The sequence below is a fragment of the Kitasatospora sp. NPDC093102 genome (assembly GCF_040683915.1).
Lineage (GTDB): Bacteria > Actinomycetota > Actinomycetes > Streptomycetales > Streptomycetaceae > Kitasatospora.
In genome coordinates this window covers 39724-60920 of sequence record NZ_JBFBFA010000038.1, presented here as the reverse complement: position 1 = coordinate 60920, position 21197 = coordinate 39724, and the positions used below count along the sequence as shown (strand labels likewise).

The window sequence follows — 21197 nt, the reverse complement described above, 5'->3', positions numbered from 1 at the left end:
CCCATCGCAGCTGCCGCCTGACGACTCGGGAGGCCAACCCCCATGCGTGTTCCTCGGATCAGCCGTACCCGGTACGCGGCAGTGGGCGTCGTGCTCGCCACCGCCGGGGCCCTCGCGCTGCCGGCCGGCACCGCCGTCGCGGCCCCCGCGGCCGACTCGACGACCGGTCCGCTGATGAGCTACGTCGTCAACACCAAGGCCAACCACGGCCAGGTGCAGAAGGTCGAGAAGGCCATCACCGGCCTCGGTGGCACCGTGGTCCAGTCGTACGAGCAGGTCGGCGTCGTGGTCGCCCGCTCGAACGACACCAAGTTCGCCGAGAAGCTGCGCCTGGCCAAGGGCGTCGACTCGGTCGGTGCCAGCCGCACCAAGGGCATCCAGGCCGCCGACCAGGGCAAGGCCGACGTCGCCGCCGAGCCGGCCGCCGCGGCCGCTCCGGGCCAGGAGCCCTACGACGCCTACCAGTGGGACATGCGTCAGATCGGTGCCGACAAGGCCCACAAGATCTCGCTCGGCAGCCGCAACGTCACCGTCGGCGTGCTGGACTCCGGCATCGACGCCACCCACGAGGACCTGGCCGCCAACGTGGACGCCTCGCAGTCGGTCTCCTGCATCGACGGCAAGACGAACACCGACTGGAAGGCCTGGCAGCCGACCACCAGCGACCACGGCACCCACGTCGCCGGCACCATCGCCGCCGCCAAGAACGGCAAGGGCATCGTCGGCGTCGCGCCGAACGTGAAGCTGGCCGCCGTCAAGGTCGTCGACGACGGTGGGTTCATCTACCCGGAGAACGCGGTCTGCGGCTTCGTCTGGGCCGGCGAGCACGGCTTCAAGGTGACGAACAACAGCTACTTCGTCGACCCGTGGATGTTCAACTGCAAGACGGACAAGGACCAGGCCGCGATCTCGGAGGCCGTCCGCAAGGCCGTCGCCTTCTCGCAGCGCAAGGGCGTCCTCAACGTCGCCGCCGCGGGCAACGAGAACCTCGACCTGGCGCACAAGACCGTCGACGTGGCCAGCCCGGACGACACCACCCCCGGCACCCGCCCGGTCACCAACGACTGCCTGTCGCTGCCGACCGAGCTGCCCGGCGTCGTCGCCGTCTCCGCGGTGGGCGTCAACGGCGTCAAGTCGTACTACTCCAGCTACGGCAAGGGCGTCGTGTCCGTCACCGCCCCGGGTGGCGACCGCCGCTACCAGCTCCCGGACACCCCGGACAAGGACGGCCGCATCCTGTCCACCATCCCCGGTGGCAAGTACGGCTACATGCAGGGCACCTCGATGGCCACCCCGCACGTCGCCGGCGTGGTCGCGCTGCTGGCCAGCACCTTCCCGTGGGCCAGCCCGGACGAGCTGACCGAGATGCTGACCACCCACGCCGAGTCCATCCCGTGCCCGACCGGCGAGTACAACCCGGGTGGTGCCGGCGCCTGGAAGGCCACCTGTGAGGGCGGCGCCGACGACAACGGCTTCTACGGCGCGGGCCTGGTCAACGCCGAGAAGGCGGTCCAGTGGTGGCGCTGACGCGCTGACCGCGGACACCTCTGAACAGTAGAGCCGGGGAGCGGGACCACTGGGTCCCGCTCCCCGGTCGTTTTCGATCACCAGCCGGTCGCATCCGACCAGCAGCGCTCCGGCCGCCCCGCGCCCGGCCCGCCGGCCCGGCTAGCCCTCGTCGAAGTGGTGCTCCCAGACCGTCTCCACCGACGGCTTGCCGTGCAGGTCCGGCACCTCCTGCAGCCAGACCGGCCGGCCCGCCCGCGTCCGGGCCGCCCGCCGCCGCTCCGCCTCGCGCAGCTGCTCGGGCGTGGCGAAGCCCTCCGGCAGCCACTCCTCGGAGAGCACCACCCGGGCGGCCAGGTGCGTCACGTAGGCGTGCCGGACGGCATCCACCGAGTCGAAGCCGGGTTCGCCGGCCAGCCACTCGTCCGGGACCAGCGCCACCACCTCCTCCAGCAGCGGCACGGTGACCAGCGGCCCGAGCTCCTCGTCGGCAAGCCGGACGTCCGGGGCCGAGCCGCCGAGCGCGTGCGCGCTGAGGTCGTACGCCTTGCCGACCGCCGCCTCGGCCCCCGCCCAGCGGTGATGGAAGATCAGTGCGGCGCCGTTGTCGATCAGCCAGAGCCGCCCGTGCCAGACCACCAGATTGGGGTTGTGCACGGTGCGGTCGACGTTGCCGGTCAGGGCGTCCAGCCAGACCACCCGGCCGGCCTCGACGGAGTCCACCGCGATCATCCCCGGCCGGAAGTCCCGCGCGCCGGGCAGCAGGTCCATCCCGAGGTTGAGGCCTGCGCTGGCCTTGAGCATGTCCTGGATCTCGGCGTCCGGCTCGTCCACGGCGACGGCCGGGTCGAAGTCCACCAGCCGCAGCTCGGGCACCCGCAGGCCCAGCCGCCGGGCCAGCTCGCCGACGATCACCTCGGCGATCAGCGCCTTGCGGCCCTGCGCGGCCCCGGTGAACTTGACGACGTACGTCCCCAGGTCGTCGGTCTCCACCACACCGGGGACGGAGCCGCCGGCCCGCAGCGGGTCGACGTAGCGCACAGCAGTCACCAGATCGAGCACACCGGCCACCCTATCCCGCCGCGTCGCGGGCGCGACCCTGTGATTGGCTTGCCGGACAGAGCGGTTCCCACCACATGAGGAGAGCAAGGTCATGGGACAGGTGCAGGCCACCACCGAGCGGGTCTACGACGCGGCCCCCGAGCGGGTGTACGAGGCGCTGGCCGACTACCAGGTGACCCGCCCGAAGCTGCTGCCCGCGCAGTACAGCGAGTACGAGGTGCGGGTCGGCGGCACCGGTGCCGGCACTCAGGTGCACTGGAAGCTCCAGGCGACCGAGAAGCGGGTGCGCGACTGCCTCTTCACCGTCTCCGCGCCCAGGCCCGACCAGCTGGTGGAGAAGGACGCCAACTCCAGCATGGTGATCACCTGGATCGTCTCGGCCGTCGGCGAGGGCCGTTCCAAGGTCACCGTGACCGCCACCTGGCAGGGGGCGACCGGCATCGGCGGCTTCTTCGAGCGCACCTTCGCCCCGAAGGGCCTGAACCGGATCCACGACCAGGTGCTGGCCAATCTCGCCGCCGAGGTCCGCTGAGGCCTCCACGGGTCCGCCGGGCTCCGCTGAGGCCGCCGAGTTCCGCCGAGGACTCCGAGGTTCACCGAGGGCCTCAAGTTCCACTGAAGACCTCGGGTTTCACCGAGGACCCCACCGTCCGCCGGGGTCCGCGGAGCCGCCGGAATCGCCAATCGCGCGATTCGTGCGCGTCGATCCATCAAGGCGATCGAATCGCCCGGGAATTCGAGCGGCTCGGTCGCCCGTACGAGCCGAAAGCCGTACGGGTGGCCGAACTGCCACCTGAGGGTGACGAGCGCCGCCCGGCGTCCGAGAGCCACCCTAGGCTCGCCGCCGTGCATATGACGATCCTTCACATTTCCCAACCGGTGGACGGCGGGGTCGCCCGTGTCGTCGCCGATCTGGTGCGGGGCCAGCGCGAGGCCGGCCACCGGGTGCTGGTCGCCTGCCCCCGCGGTGGGCGGCTGGCCGAGGAGGCCGCCGCGGTGGGCGCGCTGGTCCAGGACTGGCCCGCCCGGCGCTCGCCCGGCCCGGGCACCCTCGCCGAGGCCTGGCGGCTGCGCCGGATCGTCCGGGCGGCCGCGCCCGACGTGGTCCACCTGCACAGCGCCAAGGCCGGGTTGGCCGGGCGGCTCGCGGTGCGCGGCACGGTGCCGACCGTCTTCCAGCCGCATGCCTGGTCCTTCGCCGCCGTCGACGGTGCGCTGGCCGCGGCCACCCTGCGCTGGGAGCGCTTCGCCACCCGCTGGTCGCACCGGCTGCTGTGCGTCAGTGTCCAGGAGCGGGCCGACGGTGTGGCGGCCGGGGTGCACGCCGACTGGGCGGTGGTGCCCAACGGCGTGGACGTGCGCCACTACGCGCCCGCCGACCGCCGTGCCGCCCGGATCGCGCTCGGCCTGGACCTGGACGCCCCGCTCGCGGTGTGCGTCGGGCGACTGTGCCGGCAGAAGGGCCAGGACGTGCTGCTGGCCGCCTGGCCGGAGGTGCTGCGCCGGGTGCCGCGGGCCCGGTTGGCGCTGGTCGGCGGCGGGCCGGAGGAGCAGCGGGTGGCGGAGCTGGTGCGGGAGACCGCCGAGCCCGCCCGGGTCCGGCTGGTCGGGGACGTGCCGGACCCGCGCCCGTGGCTGGCAGCGGCCGACCTGGTGGTGCTGCCCTCGCGCTGGGAGGGGATGGCGCTGGCCCCGCTGGAGGCGATGGCGGCCGCCCGTCCGGTGCTGCTGACCGACGTGCCCGGCGCCCGGGAGTGCCTGCCGCCGTCCGAGCTCGCGCGTGCGGTGGTCCCGCCCGAGGACGCGCGTTCCCTCGCCACCCGGATGGGGGAAGCGCTGTCGGATCCGATCGAATGCGAGCGGCGCGGCGCCCGGCTGCGCGACCACGTGGTCGGTCGGCATGACGTGCGCACCGTGGTCGAACAGGTGGAGGTCCTCTACCGCCACCTGCTGGGCGCCGGTCCGGCGGCGGGGCGACGCCGGACCCGTGTCCCGGAGCGGATCTGATCGTTTCACATGCCGTGAATGCCCGCCGTTTCCGGCGCTGTCGTATTCGCGCCCTCGACCGGACAGGGAGGCGAGGCGTCAAATCCCACATACTTATTAATGGGCGGCTGGAATGAATTGGCAAGTCAACTTCCGGCCTTTATGGCCCGGTTCTGTATTGTCGAATTTTGCCTGCTTCGTTCAGATTTCGCGCCGGGAATTCGCGGTTGAGCCCCTCGCGACCGACCCGTTCGTGACCGGTCCCTTCGCGATCGGCCCCGCCACCGGACATCCGAAAGCCGCCAGCGGCAGCAGGCGCTGTCAGGACCGCGCCCACCGGGCCGGGACGGCCGCCCCGCGCCAACCGGTGCCGGGGCACCGTCACCCCGGGCACACAGCAGGGGAGATCGTGCGCTGATGACCATTGACCACGACAGTGTGCCGCGATCGGGCGGCCCGCTGGCCGGCCCCCGCCGGCCCGGTACCGGGCTGCTCGACCGTCCGGCGGGAGTGGCACACCCCCGAGTGGTCCCGCCGCCGCGCCGCCCCCGCGGGACGGTCCGCGCCCGGTTGGCCCTGTCGCTCGCGCTGGTCCAGGCCGACATCATCGCGCTGTGCTCCGCCGGCGGCATCGCCAACCGCGCCGTCGACCCGGCCGCCCCGCTCGACCCGCTGCTCGGCGTCCCCGCGGTCCTGCCCCTGCTGCTCCTGCTCAACCTGGCCGGCGGCCTCTACCGCTCCCGGCTCACCCTCTCCGTCCTGGACGAACTGCCCGCGCTGGCCGCCCGGGCCGTGGTCGCCACCGCCTTCGCCGTCACCCTGTCCGGCTGCCTCGGCGACCGCTGGCCCGACTGCGGCCCGGCCGGCCTGGCCCGGCTCACCGTCCTGCTCGGCGCCCAGCTGCTGATCGCCGCCGTCGGCCGCGCCGTCCTCTACCACCTGGTCCGGCGGACCCGCCGCAGTCACCCCAGCCCCGTCCTCGTGCTCGGCGCCGGCCGCCTCGGCCACCGGGTCGCCGCCGCCCTCCGCGAGCACGGCGAGTACGGGATGCGCCCGGTCGGCTTCCTCGACGCCGACCCGCCGCTGCTGTCCCGCGACACCGACCTGCCCGTGCTCGGCGGCCGCGAGGCACTGGAGCGCGAGGTGCGCCGGCACGGCGTCCAGCACGTGATCGCCACCGCAGGCGCCGAGGACGAGGCCGAGACCGCCGCCGCCCTGCGCGAGGCCGCCCGGCTCGGCTGCCAGGTCTGGCTGGTGCCCGCGCTGCGCGAGTACGGCTCACTGCCCGCCACCCCGATCACCGGCGGCGACCACCTGTGGGGCTTCCCCTGCCTGCGGGTCGGCCGTCCGGCGAGGCGCCGCCCCGGCTGGGCCGCCAAGCGCGCCCTGGACCTCACCGCCGCCGCGGTCGGCCTGCTGCTGCTCGCCCCCGTCCTGGTGCTCTGCGCCCTCGCCGTCCGCTTCGACACCGGCCCCGGCGTGCTCTTCCGCCAGCAGCGCACCGGCCTGGACGGCCGGGTCTTCACCGTCCTCAAGTTCCGCACCCTGCGCCCGAGCAGCGCGCACGAGTCCGCCACCCGCTGGAACATCTCCCAGGACCACCGGATGGGCACCGTCGGCCGACTGCTGCGCAAGAGCTCCTTGGACGAGCTGCCCCAGCTGTGGAACGTCCTGCGCGGCGACATGAGCCTGGTCGGCCCGCGCCCCGAACGGCCGTACTTCGTCATGCGGTTCGGCCAGGCCTACCCCGAGTACGCCGACCGCCACCGGGTCCCGGTCGGCCTCACCGGTCTGGCCCAGGTCAACGGCCTGCGCGGGGACACCTCCATCGAGGACCGGGCCCGCTTCGACAACCGCTACATCGAGAGCTGGAGCTTCTGGCAGGACGTCAAGATCCTGTGCCGCACCGCAGCCCTGATGCTCCACCCGGACGGGAGCTGACCCAGCGTGGCCCTGACCCTCCCCGCCTTCCCCCGCCCGGCCTTACGGAAGACGCTGCCCGCGCTCGCGGAGCGCACCAGCCCGCTGACCGCGGCCACCGTCCTGCTGGTCTGCGTGCCCACCGGGGAGAAGGACGTCGCCGCCGCCGTCCACGTCACCGCCGCCGATCTCGCCTCGCTGGCGCTGGTCGCCCTCACCGCGCTCGACCTGCTGCGCGGGCGGCTGCCCGCGATCAGCCGCACCACCTGCGCGCTGTTCGGCGGGATCGTGGTCGCCGCGGCGGTCTCCACCATCGGCTCGATCGACCCGGCCGCCGGCGTCACCGGCTTCGTCCGGCTCACCCAGGTGTTCGTCCTGGTCCCCGCAGCCGTCCTCTGCTCGCTGCGCGACCGGACCGACCAGCGCCTGGTCCTCGGCTCCTTCGTGCTCGCCGCGCTGATCCAGGGTGTGGTCGGCGCGAAGCAGTACCTCACCCACACCGGCGCCTCCTACACCGGCCGGCCGATCCGGGCCGTCGGCACCTTCGGCGCACTCGACATCATGGCGATGTCCAGCGTGGTCAGCTACGGGCTGCTCGCCGCCCTCGCGCTGGCCCTCGGCGAGCGCGGGCCCGGCGGCAACGCCCGGCTGCGCCGCGCGATGTTCGCCGCCGCCGCCTTCCTCTCCTTCCCGCTGGCCGTCTCCTTCAGCCGCGGCAGCTGGATCGCCACCGGCCTTGCCGCGGCCGTGCTGCTGCTGCGCGCCGACGCCCGGCTGCTGGTGCGCAGCGCCGTCCTCGGCCTGGCCGCCGCGGTCGTCCTGGTCGGCGGCCTCGGCCTCGGCGGCTCCGGCGTCACCGAACGGCTCAGCTCGATCGGCTCCGTCTCCGCCGCCCCCGACCGGTCCGTCTCCGACCGGTACGACCTGTGGGCCACCGCCGGACGGATCTGGCAGGACCACCCCGTGCACGGCGCCGGACCGAAGGCCTTCCAGCAACTGCGCGACAGCCGCGCCCCGCTGCGGCTGTCCTCCGGCAGCGATGCCGCCGACGCCACCATCGGCTTCCAACGCGAACCGCTGCTCTCCCCGCACAACATGTACCTCCTGGTGCTCAGCGAACAGGGCCTGATCGGCATCACCGCCTACGCCGCACTCTTCCTCGCCCTGCTGCTCGGCTGCCACCGCCACCGCCACGGCCCCGGGCTCGCCGCACTCGCCCTGCTCACCTGGGTACTGGTCGACTTCCTGTACGCCGACATCGGCGGCACCACCACCGTGCTGACCTCCGTCGTCCTCGGCCTCGCCGCCCACGCGGCCGCACACCGGCCCGAGCGTCCCGCCACCGGGTCGGCGACCACCGGAGCGGCCCGGTGACCACCGACCAGCCGGCCGCCCTCGCCCCCTCCCTCCCGGCCCCCCGCAGCGCCCCCGGCCAGGACCCGGCCGCCGAGCACCACCCGGCCCCCCGGCGCGGCTTCGTCGCCAAGGCCTTCGGCATCACCGCCGTCCTCAGCGCCGCCGGCTCCGGCCTCGGCCTGCTGCGCGACCTCCTGCTGGCCCGCTACTTCGGCGCCAACCAGGGCACCGACGCCTTCCTGGTCGCCTGGACCGTCCCCGAGACCGCCGCACCGCTGCTGATCGAGGACGCCATGTCCTTCCTCATGGTGCCCGCCTTCGCCCTCGCCCTGGTGCTGCGCGAGGAGGACCCGGACGCCCCCGACCCGGTCCGCCAGCTGGTCCGTGCCACCCTGCCCTGGCTGCTGATCGCGCTCGGCGGCCTCGCCCTGGCCGTCGTCCTGGGCGCCCCGGAACTGGTCGGATTCCTCGCCCCCGGCCTCACCGACCCCGACCTGGCCGTCACCTGCACCCGGATCACCGCGATCACCGTGCTGCCCTTCGGCGTGGCCGGTTTCCTGGTCGCCGCGCTGCGCGCCCACCACCGCTTCACCGCCCCGGCCGGCATCTACGTCGCCCACAACCTCGGCATCCTCGCCGTCCTGCTGTGCTTCCACTCCTACCTGGGCGTGCGCTCCGCCGCCCTCGGCGTCGCGGTCGGCAGCCTGCTGATGGCCGGTCTGCTGGTGGGGCCCTTCCTGCGCAGGCTGCGCCAGGGCCCGCCCGGTGCCGGCCGAGGCCGCCGCTCGCGCCGGGCCCTGGTGCTGATGCCGCTCGCCCTGCTGCCGGTGGCCGCTTTCACGCTCACCCGCCAGTCCCAGGTCTTCGTCGAGCGCTACCTCGGCTCGGCGCTGCCGCCGGGCACCATCTCGCACCTCAACTACGCCGCCAAGGTCTCCCAGCTCGCCATGACGGCGGGCCTCCTGATCTGCACCGTCACCTTCCCGCTGGTCGCCCGGGCACTCGCCGCCGGGGACCTCACCGCCGCCCGCGACCGGGTGGAGCAGGACCTCGGCCAGGCCGCGGCCGTCGTCCTGCTCGGCACCGCCTTCCTGATGGCCTGCGCCCCCTCGGTGGTCTCGCTGCTGTTCGAACGCGGCGCCTTCGGCCCGCACGACACCGCCGCCACCGCCGACGTCATCCGGGTGTACAGCTTCGGCCTGCCCGCCCAGGCGCTCATCGGCGTGATGATCCGCCCGTACTTCTCGCTGCGTCCGGTGGTCCGCCGGGCCGACGACCCGGGCACCGAGGACGGCCGCCGCCGGCTGCTGGACTGGTACCCGGCCGCCGCGATGGTGCTCGGCCTCGGCGTCACCGTCACCACCGGCCTGCTCGCCACACCCGGCTTCGGCGCCCTGGGGCTGGCAGCCGGCAACGCGGCCGGCATCACCACCACTGCCGCACTGCTGCTGCACGGCCTGGTGCTCCGCGGCATCCCGCTGCGGCTGCGCCGGGTGCTCGGCGGCCACGGCCGGCTGGTGGCCGCCGCCGCCGGGGCCACGGTGCTCGGCACCGCCGTCGCCGGACTGGCCGCCGACCCCCTGCTCTCGACCCTCCTCGGAGGCCTCACCGTGGCGCTGGCCTTCGCGGCCCTCGGCACCGGGATCGGCGCCCGCGAGGTGCGCGGCCCGGTCCTCGCCGTCGCCCGGGCCCTGGGGCCCGTCCGGAACCCGCGAACCGTCGCCGAAGAAGGGAAGCGTCCCGATGGACGATGAACGGGGAACCGTCCGTTCGGCCCGGGCGGGCGTCAGCAGCACACCGCCGCACCGGGCACGACTGCCCAGGTGCCGCCGCCCGGTCGGCGAGCTGATGCGGGCCCGCGCCCTGGGCCGGGACGACCGACTGGTCGGCCTGACCTTCGACGACGGCTACGCGGACTTCGCCCGGTCCGCGGTGCCGATCCTCCAGACGTACGGCTTCGGCGCCACCGCGTACGTGGTCGCCGACCTGCTCGGCCGGGACAACGACTGGGACACCGAGGGCCCGCGCAGGAAGCTGCTCACCGTCCAGGAGGTCACCGAACTCGCCGCGGCCGGCTGGGAGATCTGCTCGCACGGCCTCGGCCACCAGGCGCTGCCCGGCCTGTCGGCCGAGGACCTCGCCGTCCAGACCCAGGAGAGCCGGCGCCTGCTGGAGGAGGCCGTCGGCGGCCCGGTCGCCGGCTTCTGCTACCCGTACGGCGCCGTCGACCTGCCCGCCGCCCTGGCCGTGCGCGACGCCGGGTACGACTACGCCTGCGCCATCGCGCACTCCCCGGTCACCGGCCGCTACGCACCGCCCCGCTGCTACGTCGGCGACCGCGACGGCGCCTGGCGGCTGCGCACCAACAAGAAGGGCCGGCCCCGGCTGCGCGACGCCGTCACCGAGCTGCGCCGGTCCCGCCGGGAGCGCCGGCCATGAGGGTGCTGCACATCGTCACCGGCCTCGCCTCCGGCGGCGCCGAGCGTCAACTCCAGCTGCTGCTGGGGCACCTGCCGGCGCACCAGCAGTGCGAGGTGCTCGCCCTGACCAACCCCGGCACGGTCGCCGCCGCGCTGCGCGCCGACGGCGTCACCGTCCACCACCTCGGCATGCGCGGCAACCGGGACCTCGGCGCGCTGCCCCGGCTGGTCCGGCTCGTCCGGGCCGGCCACTACGACCTGGTGCACACCCACCTCTACCGGGCACAGCTGTACGGCCGGCTGGCCGCCCGGCTGGCCGGGGTGCGCGCGGTGGTCTCCACCGAGCACTCGCTGCACGCCGGGGTGATCGAGGGCCGTCCGGCCACCCGGGGCGTCAAGGGCCTCTACCTGGCGGCCGAGCGGCTCGGCAGCACCACCGTCGCGGTCTCCCGCCAGGTCGCGCAGACACTGCGCTCCTGGGGCGTCCCGCCGGCCCGGATCGAGCTGATCCCGAACGGCATCGACACCTCCCGCTACCGCTTCCCGCCCGCCGAACGGGCCGCTGCCCGCCGCAGGCTGCGCGCCGAGCTCGGTCTGCCGTACGGGAGTTGGGTGGTCGGCGGGGTGGGCCGGCTGGTTCCCGGCAAGCGCTTCGAGGTGCTGGTCGAGGCGCTCGCCGACCTCGACCCGGCGACCCGGTTGGTGCTGGTCGGCGAGGGCCCGGAGCGTGCCGCGCTGGAGCGCCGGGCCGACGAACTCGGTGTGCGGGAGCGGCTGGTGCTCACCGGCGAGCGCGACGACGTGCCCGAACTGCTCGCCGCCCTGGACGTGTTGGCCGCCCCCTCCACCACGGAGACCTTCGGCCTCGGCGTCCTGGAGGGCCTCGCGGCGGGGCTGCCGGTACGGCACAGCGCCTGCCCGGCGCTCGACGAACTGCCGCCCAGCGCCGCCCCGCAGGCCCGCCGCATCCCCTCCGAGCCCGCCGCCTACGCCGCCGCGCTGCGCGACCTGCGGCCGCTCAGCGCGCACACCGCCGACCCGCTGCCGCACCCCCCGGCCGTCGGCCACTACGACATCGCCCGGGTCGCCTCAGACCTGGGTGCCCTCTACGACCGGCTGGCCCGCGACTGAACGCCCGCCACTGCCGGAACCGCCGTACCAGACCCAAGGAGCCATACCCATGACCACTCCGCGCCGAAGCGCCCGCCGCCTGGTCCGCCGCTGGTGGCCGGTGGTGCTCGCGGTTCCGCTGGGCGCCGCGGCCGGCGCCGGGTACGCCGTCGTCTCGCACCCGTCGTACTCCGCCAACGCCTATGTCCTCGTGGTCGCGCAGAGCCCCGGGGAGGCCGCGCTCGCGACCAACTTCGCCCAGGCGTACGGCCGGCTGGCCGGCCAGCCGCAGGTGCTCGCGGTGGCCGCCGCCGAGACCGGCCACACCCGGTCCGAGCTGGAGTCCCTGGTACACGGGACGACCTCCCCGGACGCCCCGATGATCGAGATCACCGGCACCGGGCAGCGCCCCCAGCAGGCCGCCCGGGCCGCCGACGCGGTGGCCCGCTCGTTGGTCGCCTTCGCCAACACCAGCAGCAAGGAGACCAACGTCCGGCTGGTGACGCTGTCCCCGGCCGCCGCGCCGGACAAGCCGACCACGCCGTCCGGGAAGCTGGACGTCGCGGTCGGCGGCGCGGCCGGGCTGCTGCTGGGCGCGCTGGTGATGACGACCCGTCGTCGGGGTGGCGCGGGGGCGCCGGAGGCGGCCGGGAGCCCCGAAACGCCGCAGGTCGCGCAGGCAACGGAGGGCGCGCAGGCGCCGCAGGCCGCGCAGGCAACGGAGGCCCCTTCCGCTCCCGTGTCGGTGGCGCTCCCGAGGACGCCGCGCCCGCGCAGCGAGGAGCCGGCCAAGGCCAGGACCGAGTCCAAGCCTGCCTCCGAGCCCAAGACCGAGGCCACCCCCCAAGCCGAGTCCGGGGCCGAGGCCGCGACCGAGGGGACGAAGGCCGAGGGGACGAAGGCTGAGGGGGCGAAGGTCGAGGGGGCGAAGGTCCAGGGCTCGAAGGCCAAGGGCGTGAAGGGGGAGGGTGCGAAGGCCGAAAAGAAGACCACCGGGAAGACCGACAAGAGCACCGGTGTCGAGCCCGCGGCGGCGAAGCAGCCCCCGGCCGAGGAGCAGCCCGCCGTCGCGGAACAGCCCGCCGCCCAGCCGAAGGCCCCGGCCGGGACGGGCCGATGAGCACCGACACCCGCAGAAGCGTCCTGCCCGCCCAGCCGACGGCGCCGGCCTGGACCACCGAGCTGCGCTGCGAGGACGGCGCCCTGGACGCCCTCGCCGAGGAGTGGGACGACCTGGCCGCCCGCTGCCGGACCGCCACCTTCTTCCAGGCCGCCGACTGGCAGCGCTCCTGGTGGCGTCACTACGGCCGCCCCGGCAGCCTGCTCGTGGTGCTGGTCCGCCGGGGCGCCCGGCTGGTCGGCGCGGGCGCCTTCGTGCGCCGCGGCGGACCGCTCGGCGGCCTGACCGGCCTCGGCGGCGGACTGGTCGACTACACCGACGTCCTGCTCGACGACGAGTGCGCCGACCGGGCCGCCGCCGAGTTCGCCGCCGCCCTCCCGCTCGCCCGCCCGTGGCAGTGGCTGGAGCTGCGCGAGGTGCACCCCGAGGCGGCGGTGCAGCGGGTGTACGAGCACTGGCGCGGCAGCCGCCGCCGTTACCAGGACTCGCTCTGCCAGTACCTGCCGGCCGTCCCGATGGACCAGCTGCTCAAGCGGGTGCCCGGCAAGACCGCCCAGCGCAGCCGGGTGAAGCTCCGCAAGATCGCCGAGGCCGGGGTGAAGGTCCGTTCGACCCCGGTGGCCGAGGTGCCGCAGGCGCTGGACGGGTTGCTGCGGCTGCACTTCCTGCAGTGGCAGGTGCGCGGCATCACTCCCGAGCACCGCACCGAGCGGTTCGCCCGGCACCTGACCGAGTCCACCGCCGGACTGGTCGCCGCCGGCAAGGCCGCCGTCCACCAGTTCCACCTGGACGGCCGGCTGGTCGCGGTGAACCTGCTGCTGCTCTGCCCGTCCTTCGGCGGGCTGTACATGTACGGCGCGCACCCGGAGCTGCGCGAGCGACTGGACATCGCCGGGCTGCTGTTCAGCGCGGCGCTGGACGAGACGGTCGGCGCGGGCGTCCCGGTGCTCGGCCTGCTGCGCGGCCAGGAGCCGTACAAGCAGCGCTGGCGGCCGGAGCGGCTGTCCAACCAGCGGCTGCTGCTCGGCCCGGCGGGGGCGGCACCGGCGGCCGCCGTCCGGGCCGGGGCGGTGTGCGCCCGGCAGGCGGCGGCGCACCAGCTGCGCACCCGCTTCCCCCGGCTCAAGGAGGCACTGCTGGCCCGCCGCCGCAGCTGACCGCTCAGTGCCGGGCGTGTGTCGCACCCGCCGGCCTGCCCGTCGGCTTACCGGTCGTCGGACGGGCCGACGGGCTCGCCGTCCCGCTGGGCGCGGCGGGTGAGGGCGGCGGGCTGGGCGGGCCCGGCACCGCAGGCACGTCCGGCGCCGCCGGGACGGCAGGTGCCGCCGGCGCCGGCGCCCCCTTCGAACCGGCCATCAGCTGTTTGAACGTCGCCGCCGAGCGGGGATTGCGGTCGCACTCGAAGAAGCCGTGCGGGCAGTAGTCGGTGACGGTCTGGTAGGCGGTGTCGTGGGTGCGGATCCAGTCGACCATCCGCTGCACGAACTCGGGGTTGTCGCCGTTGCGGAACAGCCCCCATTCCGGGTAGGAGACCGGCTTGCCGCGCTTGGCGGCGAACTCCACCTGGTCCTGCAGGCCGTACGGCTCGTGCACGTAGTCGTCGAAGGTGCCGCCGGCGGGCTGGTCGTAGTTGTCCATGCCGATGATGTCGACCACGTCGTCGCCCGGGTAGCACTTGGTCCACGGGACGGCATCCAGGCCCCGGCTGGGGGCGAAGTCGAAGCGGAAGCGCTGCCCGGGCACCGAGCGCATCACCCCGACGATCCGCCGCCAGTACGCCTTCCACGCGGACGGGTCGGGTTTGCAGCGGTGGGTGTAGGTGGTGCCGTTCATCTCCCAGCCGAGAGTGAGCACGGTGTCCGCGCCGCCCAGCGCGACCAGCCGGCGCGCGAGCGTGAGGAAGTGTCCGTCGAAGTCCCCGCGCGCCCCTTGGGCGAGCAGCTTGGCGACCGCGCCGTCCGGCACGTCCGCCTCGCTGGGCACCAGCATCGGCACGCCGAGCACCAGCAGCCGGGACGGATCGGCCCGCCGCCACTGCGACCACAGGCCGAGCACCATCGGCTCGCCCTCGACGTCGCTCCAGCCGTTGCCCGCCAGATAGGTGTGGCCGACCTGCATGTTCGCGTCGCCCAGCCACTGCGCGTACTGGCGGATCTGCGGGATGTGGTCGTCCCAGGACCCGACGAAGGCGCCGAACGGCGGCTCGTGACTCGGCCGCTGGACCGGCGGGCGGGGAGCCGCGCCGCGCGGCTCGACGGTGTCCGAGGAGAGGCTGTGCCGTTCGGTCTGGCTGAACGGCGTCCCGGCCGGGACGCTGGCCGTGGCCATCAGCAGCAGGGTGGCGGCGGCCAGCGTCAGGCGGCCGATTCGCATGGTGCTCTCCTCCGGATGTCGCGTGGGCGGGGCGCACGGTCTCGGCGTGGACGGACCGTGACGCCCCGCTCGCCGACAGTAGGCCCAAAGGGGGAAGGAAAAGCCGAATGTCACCCTAAAGTGGGCGTCGATCGAATGCCGTCCACCGCGGCGCCGGCCGCAACGACCGGCGACCGGTGGTCATGTATCAGCTCTGTAACGGTCCCGCCCGGCCCTTCCGGGCCACTCCGGCACGCCCGGTGGAGCGGCCGGAGCGCCGACGGCGCAGGTGGGCGGGTGGACGTACGGGGAGGGCACGCGCGGCCGGTCGGACGCCCGGCGCGACGGGCCTGTGGCGGAACCGGGCTGACTCGCGGGCCCGCCGAAAGGTACGCTCCGCCCGTGTCCTGGAAGCCTCTGCGTGTACTGACCCCCCGCTCGATCCTGCCTGCCTCGGCGGTGGTGCTGGTCCTTGCGGCCGGAGCGGCGGCGCACGCGAACAAGCCGGTGCCGTTCGGTGACCGGGTCGCGGGACCGGGTGGCGCGGGGGCGACGCCGGTGAACTCCGAGTCGCTCAGCTCGGCCGACCTCGACCTGCGGGTGGGGCCCGGCCTGGAGGCCTTCCACAAGCAGACCGGCGAGCAGGCCTGGTCCTACCGCCGCGAGGGCGCCGAGGCGCTCTACCTGGCGATGGCCGGCGACAACGCGATCGTGGTCTGGGACGACGGCATGGTCACCTCGGTGCGCCCCGGCGACCACGAGGTGCGCTGGCACCGCGCGGTGCCCGGCCTGGCCGACTGGCTGCACGGCGACGGCGAGCCCGGCGCCGACAAGCGGACCGACGCCGAGCGCAAGGCGCTCGCCAAGCAGCGGGCCGCGGGCGCGCTGCACACCGTCCAGCGGGACGGCTCGCCCTGGCTGGCCCTGGTCACGCCGAACCTGACCATGGGCCTGCGCGACGCCGACGGCGACCTGCGCTACAACGACAAGCCCTCCGCCGGCTGCGCCTACGACCCGCTGCGCACCGTCCACACCGACTACGCCGTGCTCATCCCGCGCACCTGCACCAACAGCAGCGGGCAGGCCGTCTCCGGCGGAATCACCGGCTACCGGCTGGACAGCAACGGCTGGGCCATGAGCACCGGGCCGACCGCCACGGTCAAGGTGCTGGACCGCAGCCGGGTGGAGATCACCGACGGCCCGATCGTCCCGCCCAGGGTGTTCGACACCAAGGTGGCCGCACCCGAGACGGCCTGCGGCAGCGTGGACGCGCCGTTCGCGGCGGTCCGCCCGCAGGGCGGCTGTGCGGCGGACCCGTCACCGAACCCGGCCGCGGGCGACCCGGCGGCCCAGGAGAACCCCCCGGCCCCGGACGCCACGGCTGCCACCGGAGCCCCCGCGGAGGACCAGCCGGCCGCCCAGCCGCAGTAGGCGGGAGGGGCCGCGGGCGACGGCCCCGCTAGCTGGGCCGGCGGTGGGTGCGCCGCTGCTCGGTGTGTGCCGGCAGTCGCCGGGAGTCGGCGAATACCCCAGGGCGGTACCTCTCCGGGGGCGGCGCGGGGCCCGGTAGACTTGCCGCCATGGCTATCTTCTCCGGGCAATAGCGGGCGGCGGCGCCACGAGGGTCGCGCCGACCGCCGATGAAGCCCCCACACGCCAACCCGGCCCCGGGTCCGTCCCACCCGGCCGCCCGCTCACGTCCCAGGAGTAGTCCCCAGCCATGATTTCCACCAACGCCCTCGAACTGCGTGCCGGTGCCCGGATCCTGATCGAGTCCGCGAGCTTCAAGGTCGCCGCCGGCGACCGGATCGGTCTGGTCGGCCGCAACGGCGCCGGCAAGACCACCCTCACCAAGGTGCTGGCCGGCGAGGGTCTGCCGGCCGCCGGTACCGTCACCCGTTCGGGCGAGGTCGGCTACCTTCCGCAGGACCCGCGCACCGGTGACCTGGACGTCCTCGCCAAGGACCGCATCCTGTCCGCCCGCGGCCTCGACACCGTGCTGAAGAAGATGCGCGAGAACGAGGACCGGATGGCCAACGGCAAGGGCGCCACCCAGGACAACGCGATGAAGAAGTACGCCCGGCTGGAGACCGAGTTCCTCACCAAGGGCGGGTACGCCGCCGAGGCCGAGGCCGCCACCATCGCCGCCGCGCTGGGCCTGCCGGACCGCATCCTCGGCCAGCCGCTGCACACCCTCTCCGGTGGTCAGCGCCGCCGTGTCGAGCTGGCCCGGATCCTCTTCTCGGACTCCGACGTGCTGCTGCTCGACGAGCCCACCAACCACCTGGACGCGGACTCGATCGCCTGGCTGCGGGACTTCCTGAAGACCTACAAGGGCGGCTTCATCGTCATCTCGCACGACGTCGACCTGGTCGAGACGGTCGTCAACAAGGTCTTCTACCTGGACGCCAACCGCTCCTGCATCGACGTCTACAACATGGGCTGGAAGCAGTACCAGCAGCAGCGCGAGGACGACGAGAAGCGCCGCAAGCGCGAGCGGGCCAACGCCGAGAAGAAGGCCGCGACCCTCAACGCCCAGGCCGACAAGATGCGCGCCAAGGCGACCAAGACGGTGGCCGCGCAGAACATGGCCCGCCGGGCCGAGAAGCTGCTGTCCGGGCTGGAGCAGGTGCGCCAGAGCGACAAGGTCGCCAAGCTGCGCTTCCCCGAGCCCGCCCCCTGCGGCAAGACCCCGCTGACCGCGAGCGACCTGTCCAAGTCGTACGGCTCGCTGGAGATCTTCGCGGGCGTGGACCTGGCGATCGACCGCGGTTCGCGGGTCGTCGTCCTCGGTCTGAACGGTGCGGGCAAGACCACCCTGCTGCGGATGCTGGCCGGGGTGGAGCAGCCGGACACCGGCGAGGTGATCCCCGGCCACGGTCTGAAGATCGGCTACTACGCCCAGGAGCACGAGACCCTGGACCCGGACCGCAGCGTGCTGGAGAACATGCGCTCGGCCGCGCCGGACACCGACCTGGTGCAGATCCGCAAGATCCTGGGCTCCTTCCTGTTCTCCGGTGACGACGTCGACAAGCCGGCCGGGGTGCTCTCCGGTGGCGAGAAGACCCGTCTGGCGCTCGCCACCCTGGTGGTCTCCTCCGCCAACGTGCTGCTGCTCGACGAGCCCACCAACAACCTCGACCCGGCCAGCCGCGAGGAGATCCTGGGCGCGCTGCGCGAGTTCGCCGGGGCGGTCGTCCTGGTCACCCACGACGAGGGCGCGGTCGACGCGCTCCAGCCGGAGCGGATCATCCTGCTGCCGGACGGCGTGGAGGACCTCTGGAGCCCGGCCTACGCCGATCTGGTCTCCTTGGCCTGACCGGAAGTAGACGCGAGATCCGCTTTTCAGATGAGAATATCTAGTCCTTTCGGCGTGTCCGGGAATGAAGTAGACCCGGATTCCGTTTAAGGACTTTCCGTCGGCCCGCCACTCGACCGTGGTCGGGCCGACGCTGCTGATCAGCAGTTTCACGGCGAACGGCGGCATCGACCCAGGGGGCGTGCACTCTGTGTGAGCGCCCTGATGCGCTCGGATCACCACCGACGGACCGCGCATTTCCGACATCGACCTTGTCGAATGGGTGGCCAGGACGCGGTGGATGGGTGATCATGGGAATCTGACCGAGCAACGCTACGAGGAGGCACGGGTGGCCGAGACTCTGAAAAAGGGCAGCCGGGTGACCGGTGCCGCGCGTGAGAAGCTCGCGGCCGATCTCAAGAAGAAGTACGACTCCGGGGCGAGCATTCGCGCTCTCGCGGAGGAGACCGGTCGTTCGTACGGCTTCGTGCACCGGATGCTGAGCGAGTCCGGAGTGATCCTCCGGGGCCGCGGCGGTGCCACGCGGGGCAAGAACAAGGCGACTGCCGGGGCCGGTTCCTGACGGTTCGTCAGCCATTGGCTGGATGACGCGGCGGCAGGGCGCCGACCGGGGAGACGACGGCTGGCCACCAGTCGGGCGTCCGCCCTCGGGTCGTGCGGACCGGCCGCCGATCGTCATGTCCGGGATGCCGCCCGCTCCCCGTTCCTCGGCTCCGTTCGTTTTCCTTTCGCTCCTCGATTTCGGCCCTCGGTTCCCCTCTTCGCCGAGCGTCCTGGGTCACGTCGATCTTTCGGGACCGTGGGCACTGCCCTCGCGCGTCGAGTTTTGTTACTCTCCGGTAGCCAAGTCTCTTGCCACCGGAGGTCCCCGCATGACCGCTCCCGCCACCGACCCGCAGGCCCCGAGCTGGGAGCGGGACGGCGTCCGCCTGGAGATCGAAGGCGAACTCGCCGTCATCACCCTGTGTCAGCCGAAGCGGCGCAACGCCCAGTCGCCCGCCCTCTGGCGCGCCCTCACCGACGCGGGCCGCGAGCTGCCCGGCAGCGTTCGGGTGGTGCTGCTGCGTGCGGAGGGGGTCTCGTTCTCCGCCGGGCTGGACCGGGCCATGTTCACCCCCGAGGGCATCCCCGGTGAGCCCACCTTCCTCCAGCTCGCCGCCTCCAGCGACCGGGAGCTGGACGAGGCCATCGCCTCGTACCAGGAGGCGTTCACCTGGTGGCGCCGCCCGGACCTGGTCTCCGTCGCGGCGGTCCAGGGCCACGCCGTCGGCGCGGGCTTCCAGCTGGCCCTCGGCTGTGACCTGCGAGTGGTCGCCGAGGACGTCCGGTTCGCGATGAAGGAGACCTCGCTGGGCCTCGTCCCGGACCTGGCCGGCACCAAGCCGCTCACCGACCTCGTCGGCTACGCGCGAGCCCTGGAGATCTGCGCGACCGGCCGCTGGGTGGGCGCCGAGGAGGCCGCCGCGATCGGGCTGGCCAACCTGGTGGTGCCGGGCGAGGAGCTGGACGCCGCCGCCCGCGAGCTCGCGGCGGCGCTGCTGGCCGCCCCGCGCGGCGCGGTGATCGAGACCAAGGCCCTGCTGCAGGGGGCCGCCGGGCGCTCCTTCGACGAGCAGCGTTCGGCCGAACGGGCGGCGCAGGCCCGCCGGCTGCGGGAGCTCGCCGGGATCGGCGACTGACTGCACGGCAACGACGCAGGGCCCGACCCCGAGGGATCTCCCCGGGGTCGGGCCCTGCCTGCGTCTTGTGCGGGGCGGGGCGAGGTGGGGCGTCGACGCTCGGCGGGCGGGGATCGTGGCGAAATGCCAGAGTTAGGGGGGTTTGCGATATAGCTGGAGCCGCACGACGGGAGAAACACCCATGCCTGACACTCCGACGCCCGCGACCATGCACAAGCACACCGGCAGCACCCCGCCCGCCGGTCCGCCGCCGGGTGCCGGCGGTGTCAAGCCGGTCGGGGAGCGCGGCCACACCGCGCTGGCCGTCGGCGTGGTGGAGAAGATCGCCGGGATGGCGGCCCGCGAGGTCGTCGGGATCCACGCGCTCGGCTCCGGGCTCGCCCGTACCTTCGGCGCGATGCGGGACCGGGTGCCCGGCGGCAAGTCCAGCGTCGGGCGGGGCATCAAGGCGGAGGTCGGCGAGAAGCAGACCGCGATCGACATCGCCCTGGTGGTCGAGTACGGCGTGGTCATTCCCGAACTCGCCCGCCAGGTGCGGGAGAACATCATCAACGCGGTCGAACGGATGACCGGCCTGGAAGTCGTCGAGGTCAACATCGCGGTCAACGACGTCCATCTCCCGGACGAAGTGGAGTTCGAGGAGGAAGAGGAGCCGGTGGCGGCGTCCGGGCAACGGCCGAAGCTCAAGTAACGGGGCCGGGTGCGGGCGGGGCAGCGGCGGGCCGGGGTCGGCCGGAGTCCGTCCGAGGACCAGTCGAGGCAGCGGGAGACTAGGGAGTAGCGGATGAACCTGGCCATCATCGGCCTGGTGGTTGGCATGGCCCTCGGCTTCGCCGGGTACTTCGGTGGGTTCGCGGCCTTCCTGCTGGTGGCCGTGCTCGGGCTGGTCGGCTTCGTGATCGGTCGTCTGCTGGAGAGTGACATCGATCTGGGCGACCTCGGTGACCTGCTCCGCGGCCGCGACCGGCGCCGCTGATGGCGGGCCCCGCGTCGGTTCCGGCTGCCGTTTCCGGTTCGGGTTCCGTACCGGGGCGTCGGGGGCGGCTCAGGGTCGCCGACCGGGTGTACGCCCGGATCGCGGCCCGGGCCACCCGGGAGGTGCTGTCCGAGGCCTGGCCCGCCGGACGGGCGAAGGGGGCGCCGCCGCATGTCTCGGTGACCGTACCGGGGAGCACGGTGAAGGTCCGGGTGGCGCTCGAGCTGCCGTTCCCTGCGGACATCGCGGCGCTGGCCGGGGCGGTGCGGCAGCGGATCAGGGAACGGGTGGCGGGGCTGACCGGGGTCAGGGTGTCGGAAGTGGTCGTCGTGGTCGAGAAGTTGGTGACGGGGGGCGCCTCGTGAACGCGGAGGCTTCCGGGGCGGAGGTT

At 73.8% G+C, this 21197-nt stretch carries 19 protein-coding genes; 17 read left to right on the top strand and 2 right to left on the bottom strand.

Going from position 1 to position 21197, the window contains the following annotated elements; all coding sequences use genetic code 11:
• Positions 1 to 42: 42 nt before the first annotated feature.
• The gene (locus AB0O11_RS31320; RefSeq protein WP_363393733.1) at positions 43 to 1527 is read left to right on the top strand and encodes a S8 family serine peptidase; all 1485 of its coding nucleotides are present in this window, start codon (positions 43 to 45) and stop codon (positions 1525 to 1527) included.
• A 141-nt stretch (positions 1528 to 1668) separates the two neighbouring features.
• Here the strand turns inward: AB0O11_RS31320 and AB0O11_RS31315 are convergent, their stop codons facing one another.
• Complete coding sequence (locus AB0O11_RS31315) at positions 1669 to 2568, bottom strand: HipA family kinase (RefSeq protein ID WP_363393731.1); 900 nt, start codon at positions 2566 to 2568, stop codon at positions 1669 to 1671.
• Between the two features lie 91 nt (positions 2569 to 2659).
• Here AB0O11_RS31315 and AB0O11_RS31310 point away from each other — a divergent pair, with 91 nt between their 5' ends.
• From AB0O11_RS31310 to AB0O11_RS31270, 9 genes are all read left to right on the top strand, one after another.
• Positions 2660 to 3100: an SRPBCC family protein gene (locus AB0O11_RS31310; RefSeq protein ID WP_363393729.1), complete on the top strand. Its 441-nt coding sequence runs from the start codon at positions 2660 to 2662 to the stop codon at positions 3098 to 3100.
• A gap of 320 nt (positions 3101 to 3420) precedes the next feature.
• Positions 3421 to 4575: a glycosyltransferase gene (locus tag AB0O11_RS31305; protein WP_363393727.1), complete on the top strand. Its 1155-nt coding sequence runs from the start codon at positions 3421 to 3423 to the stop codon at positions 4573 to 4575.
• A gap of 396 nt (positions 4576 to 4971) precedes the next feature.
• Entirely contained in the window at positions 4972 to 6495 is a 1524-nt protein-coding gene (locus tag AB0O11_RS31300; protein ID WP_363393726.1) for a sugar transferase, read from the top strand.
• A gap of 6 nt (positions 6496 to 6501) precedes the next feature.
• Positions 6502 to 7848, top strand: coding sequence for an O-antigen ligase family protein (locus AB0O11_RS31295; RefSeq protein ID WP_363393724.1), 1347 nt, complete (start codon positions 6502 to 6504; stop codon positions 7846 to 7848).
• Entirely contained in the window at positions 7845 to 9584 is a 1740-nt protein-coding gene (locus tag AB0O11_RS31290; protein WP_363393722.1) for a lipid II flippase MurJ, read from the top strand. The genes AB0O11_RS31295 and AB0O11_RS31290 overlap by 4 nt, the downstream gene beginning before the upstream one ends.
• The gene (locus AB0O11_RS31285) at positions 9574 to 10269 is read left to right on the top strand and encodes a polysaccharide deacetylase family protein (protein WP_363393720.1); all 696 of its coding nucleotides are present in this window, start codon (positions 9574 to 9576) and stop codon (positions 10267 to 10269) included. Before AB0O11_RS31290 ends, AB0O11_RS31285 begins: the two co-directional genes overlap by 11 nt.
• The gene (locus AB0O11_RS31280; RefSeq protein ID WP_363393718.1) at positions 10266 to 11381 is read left to right on the top strand and encodes a glycosyltransferase; all 1116 of its coding nucleotides are present in this window, start codon (positions 10266 to 10268) and stop codon (positions 11379 to 11381) included. The genes AB0O11_RS31285 and AB0O11_RS31280 overlap by 4 nt, the downstream gene beginning before the upstream one ends.
• A gap of 49 nt (positions 11382 to 11430) precedes the next feature.
• Complete coding sequence (locus AB0O11_RS31275; protein WP_363393716.1) at positions 11431 to 12480, top strand: Wzz/FepE/Etk N-terminal domain-containing protein; 1050 nt, start codon at positions 11431 to 11433, stop codon at positions 12478 to 12480.
• Complete coding sequence (locus AB0O11_RS31270; protein ID WP_363393715.1) at positions 12477 to 13637, top strand: GNAT family N-acetyltransferase; 1161 nt, start codon at positions 12477 to 12479, stop codon at positions 13635 to 13637. The genes AB0O11_RS31275 and AB0O11_RS31270 overlap by 4 nt, the downstream gene beginning before the upstream one ends.
• A 4-nt stretch (positions 13638 to 13641) precedes the next feature.
• Here AB0O11_RS31270 and AB0O11_RS31265 read toward each other — a convergent pair whose 3' ends face one another.
• Entirely contained in the window at positions 13642 to 14853 is a 1212-nt protein-coding gene (locus AB0O11_RS31265; RefSeq protein WP_363393713.1) for a glycosyl hydrolase, read from the bottom strand.
• A 381-nt stretch (positions 14854 to 15234) separates the two neighbouring features.
• Between AB0O11_RS31265 and AB0O11_RS31260 the strand changes: the two genes are divergently transcribed.
• The 7 genes from AB0O11_RS31260 (at position 15235) to AB0O11_RS31230 (ending at position 21171) form a co-directional block, all read left to right on the top strand.
• Complete coding sequence (locus AB0O11_RS31260; protein ID WP_363393711.1) at positions 15235 to 16263, top strand: hypothetical protein; 1029 nt, start codon at positions 15235 to 15237, stop codon at positions 16261 to 16263.
• 289 nt (positions 16264 to 16552) lie between these two features.
• The gene (locus AB0O11_RS31255; protein WP_363393710.1) at positions 16553 to 18151 is read left to right on the top strand and encodes an ABC-F family ATP-binding cassette domain-containing protein; all 1599 of its coding nucleotides are present in this window, start codon (positions 16553 to 16555) and stop codon (positions 18149 to 18151) included.
• 328 nt (positions 18152 to 18479) lie between these two features.
• Positions 18480 to 18713, top strand: coding sequence for a helix-turn-helix domain-containing protein (locus tag AB0O11_RS31250; RefSeq protein WP_030059940.1), 234 nt, complete (start codon positions 18480 to 18482; stop codon positions 18711 to 18713).
• Between the two features lie 310 nt (positions 18714 to 19023).
• Positions 19024 to 19830 carry an enoyl-CoA hydratase/isomerase family protein gene (locus AB0O11_RS31245; protein ID WP_363393708.1) on the top strand — a complete coding sequence of 269 codons (807 nt, stop codon included), beginning with the start codon at positions 19024 to 19026 and terminating at the stop codon, positions 19828 to 19830.
• Positions 19831 to 20011: 181 nt separating this feature from the next.
• Positions 20012 to 20521: an Asp23/Gls24 family envelope stress response protein gene (locus AB0O11_RS31240; RefSeq protein WP_363393706.1), complete on the top strand. Its 510-nt coding sequence runs from the start codon at positions 20012 to 20014 to the stop codon at positions 20519 to 20521.
• Between the two features lie 93 nt (positions 20522 to 20614).
• Positions 20615 to 20806: a hypothetical protein gene (locus tag AB0O11_RS31235; protein WP_363393704.1), complete on the top strand. Its 192-nt coding sequence runs from the start codon at positions 20615 to 20617 to the stop codon at positions 20804 to 20806.
• Between the two features lie 86 nt (positions 20807 to 20892).
• Complete coding sequence (locus tag AB0O11_RS31230) at positions 20893 to 21171, top strand: hypothetical protein (RefSeq protein WP_363393702.1); 279 nt, start codon at positions 20893 to 20895, stop codon at positions 21169 to 21171.
• The last annotated feature ends 26 nt before the right edge of the window (positions 21172 to 21197 follow it).

What these genes read in the sequence shown, in the direction of transcription:
- AB0O11_RS31245 (WP_363393708.1), top strand. Translation starts at nt 19,024, where the DNA reads ATGACCGCTCCCGCCACCGACCCGCAGGCCCCGAGCTGGGAGCGGGAC.
- AB0O11_RS31305 (WP_363393727.1), top strand. Translation starts at nt 3,421, where the DNA reads ATGACGATCCTTCACATTTCCCAACCGGTGGACGGCGGGGTCGCCCGT.
- AB0O11_RS31240 (WP_363393706.1), top strand. Translation starts at nt 20,012, where the DNA reads ATGCCTGACACTCCGACGCCCGCGACCATGCACAAGCACACCGGCAGC.
- AB0O11_RS31285 (WP_363393720.1), top strand. Translation starts at nt 9,574, where the DNA reads ATGGACGATGAACGGGGAACCGTCCGTTCGGCCCGGGCGGGCGTCAGC.
- AB0O11_RS31320 (WP_363393733.1), top strand. Translation starts at nt 43, where the DNA reads ATGCGTGTTCCTCGGATCAGCCGTACCCGGTACGCGGCAGTGGGCGTC.
- AB0O11_RS31280 (WP_363393718.1), top strand. Translation starts at nt 10,266, where the DNA reads ATGAGGGTGCTGCACATCGTCACCGGCCTCGCCTCCGGCGGCGCCGAG.
- AB0O11_RS31275 (WP_363393716.1), top strand. Translation starts at nt 11,431, where the DNA reads ATGACCACTCCGCGCCGAAGCGCCCGCCGCCTGGTCCGCCGCTGGTGG.
- AB0O11_RS31310 (WP_363393729.1), top strand. Translation starts at nt 2,660, where the DNA reads ATGGGACAGGTGCAGGCCACCACCGAGCGGGTCTACGACGCGGCCCCC.
- AB0O11_RS31265 (WP_363393713.1), bottom strand. Translation starts at nt 14,853, where the DNA reads ATGCGAATCGGCCGCCTGACGCTGGCCGCCGCCACCCTGCTGCTGATG.
- AB0O11_RS31270 (WP_363393715.1), top strand. Translation starts at nt 12,477, where the DNA reads ATGAGCACCGACACCCGCAGAAGCGTCCTGCCCGCCCAGCCGACGGCG.
- AB0O11_RS31255 (WP_363393710.1), top strand. Translation starts at nt 16,553, where the DNA reads ATGATTTCCACCAACGCCCTCGAACTGCGTGCCGGTGCCCGGATCCTG.
- AB0O11_RS31235 (WP_363393704.1), top strand. Translation starts at nt 20,615, where the DNA reads ATGAACCTGGCCATCATCGGCCTGGTGGTTGGCATGGCCCTCGGCTTC.
- AB0O11_RS31300 (WP_363393726.1), top strand. Translation starts at nt 4,972, where the DNA reads ATGACCATTGACCACGACAGTGTGCCGCGATCGGGCGGCCCGCTGGCC.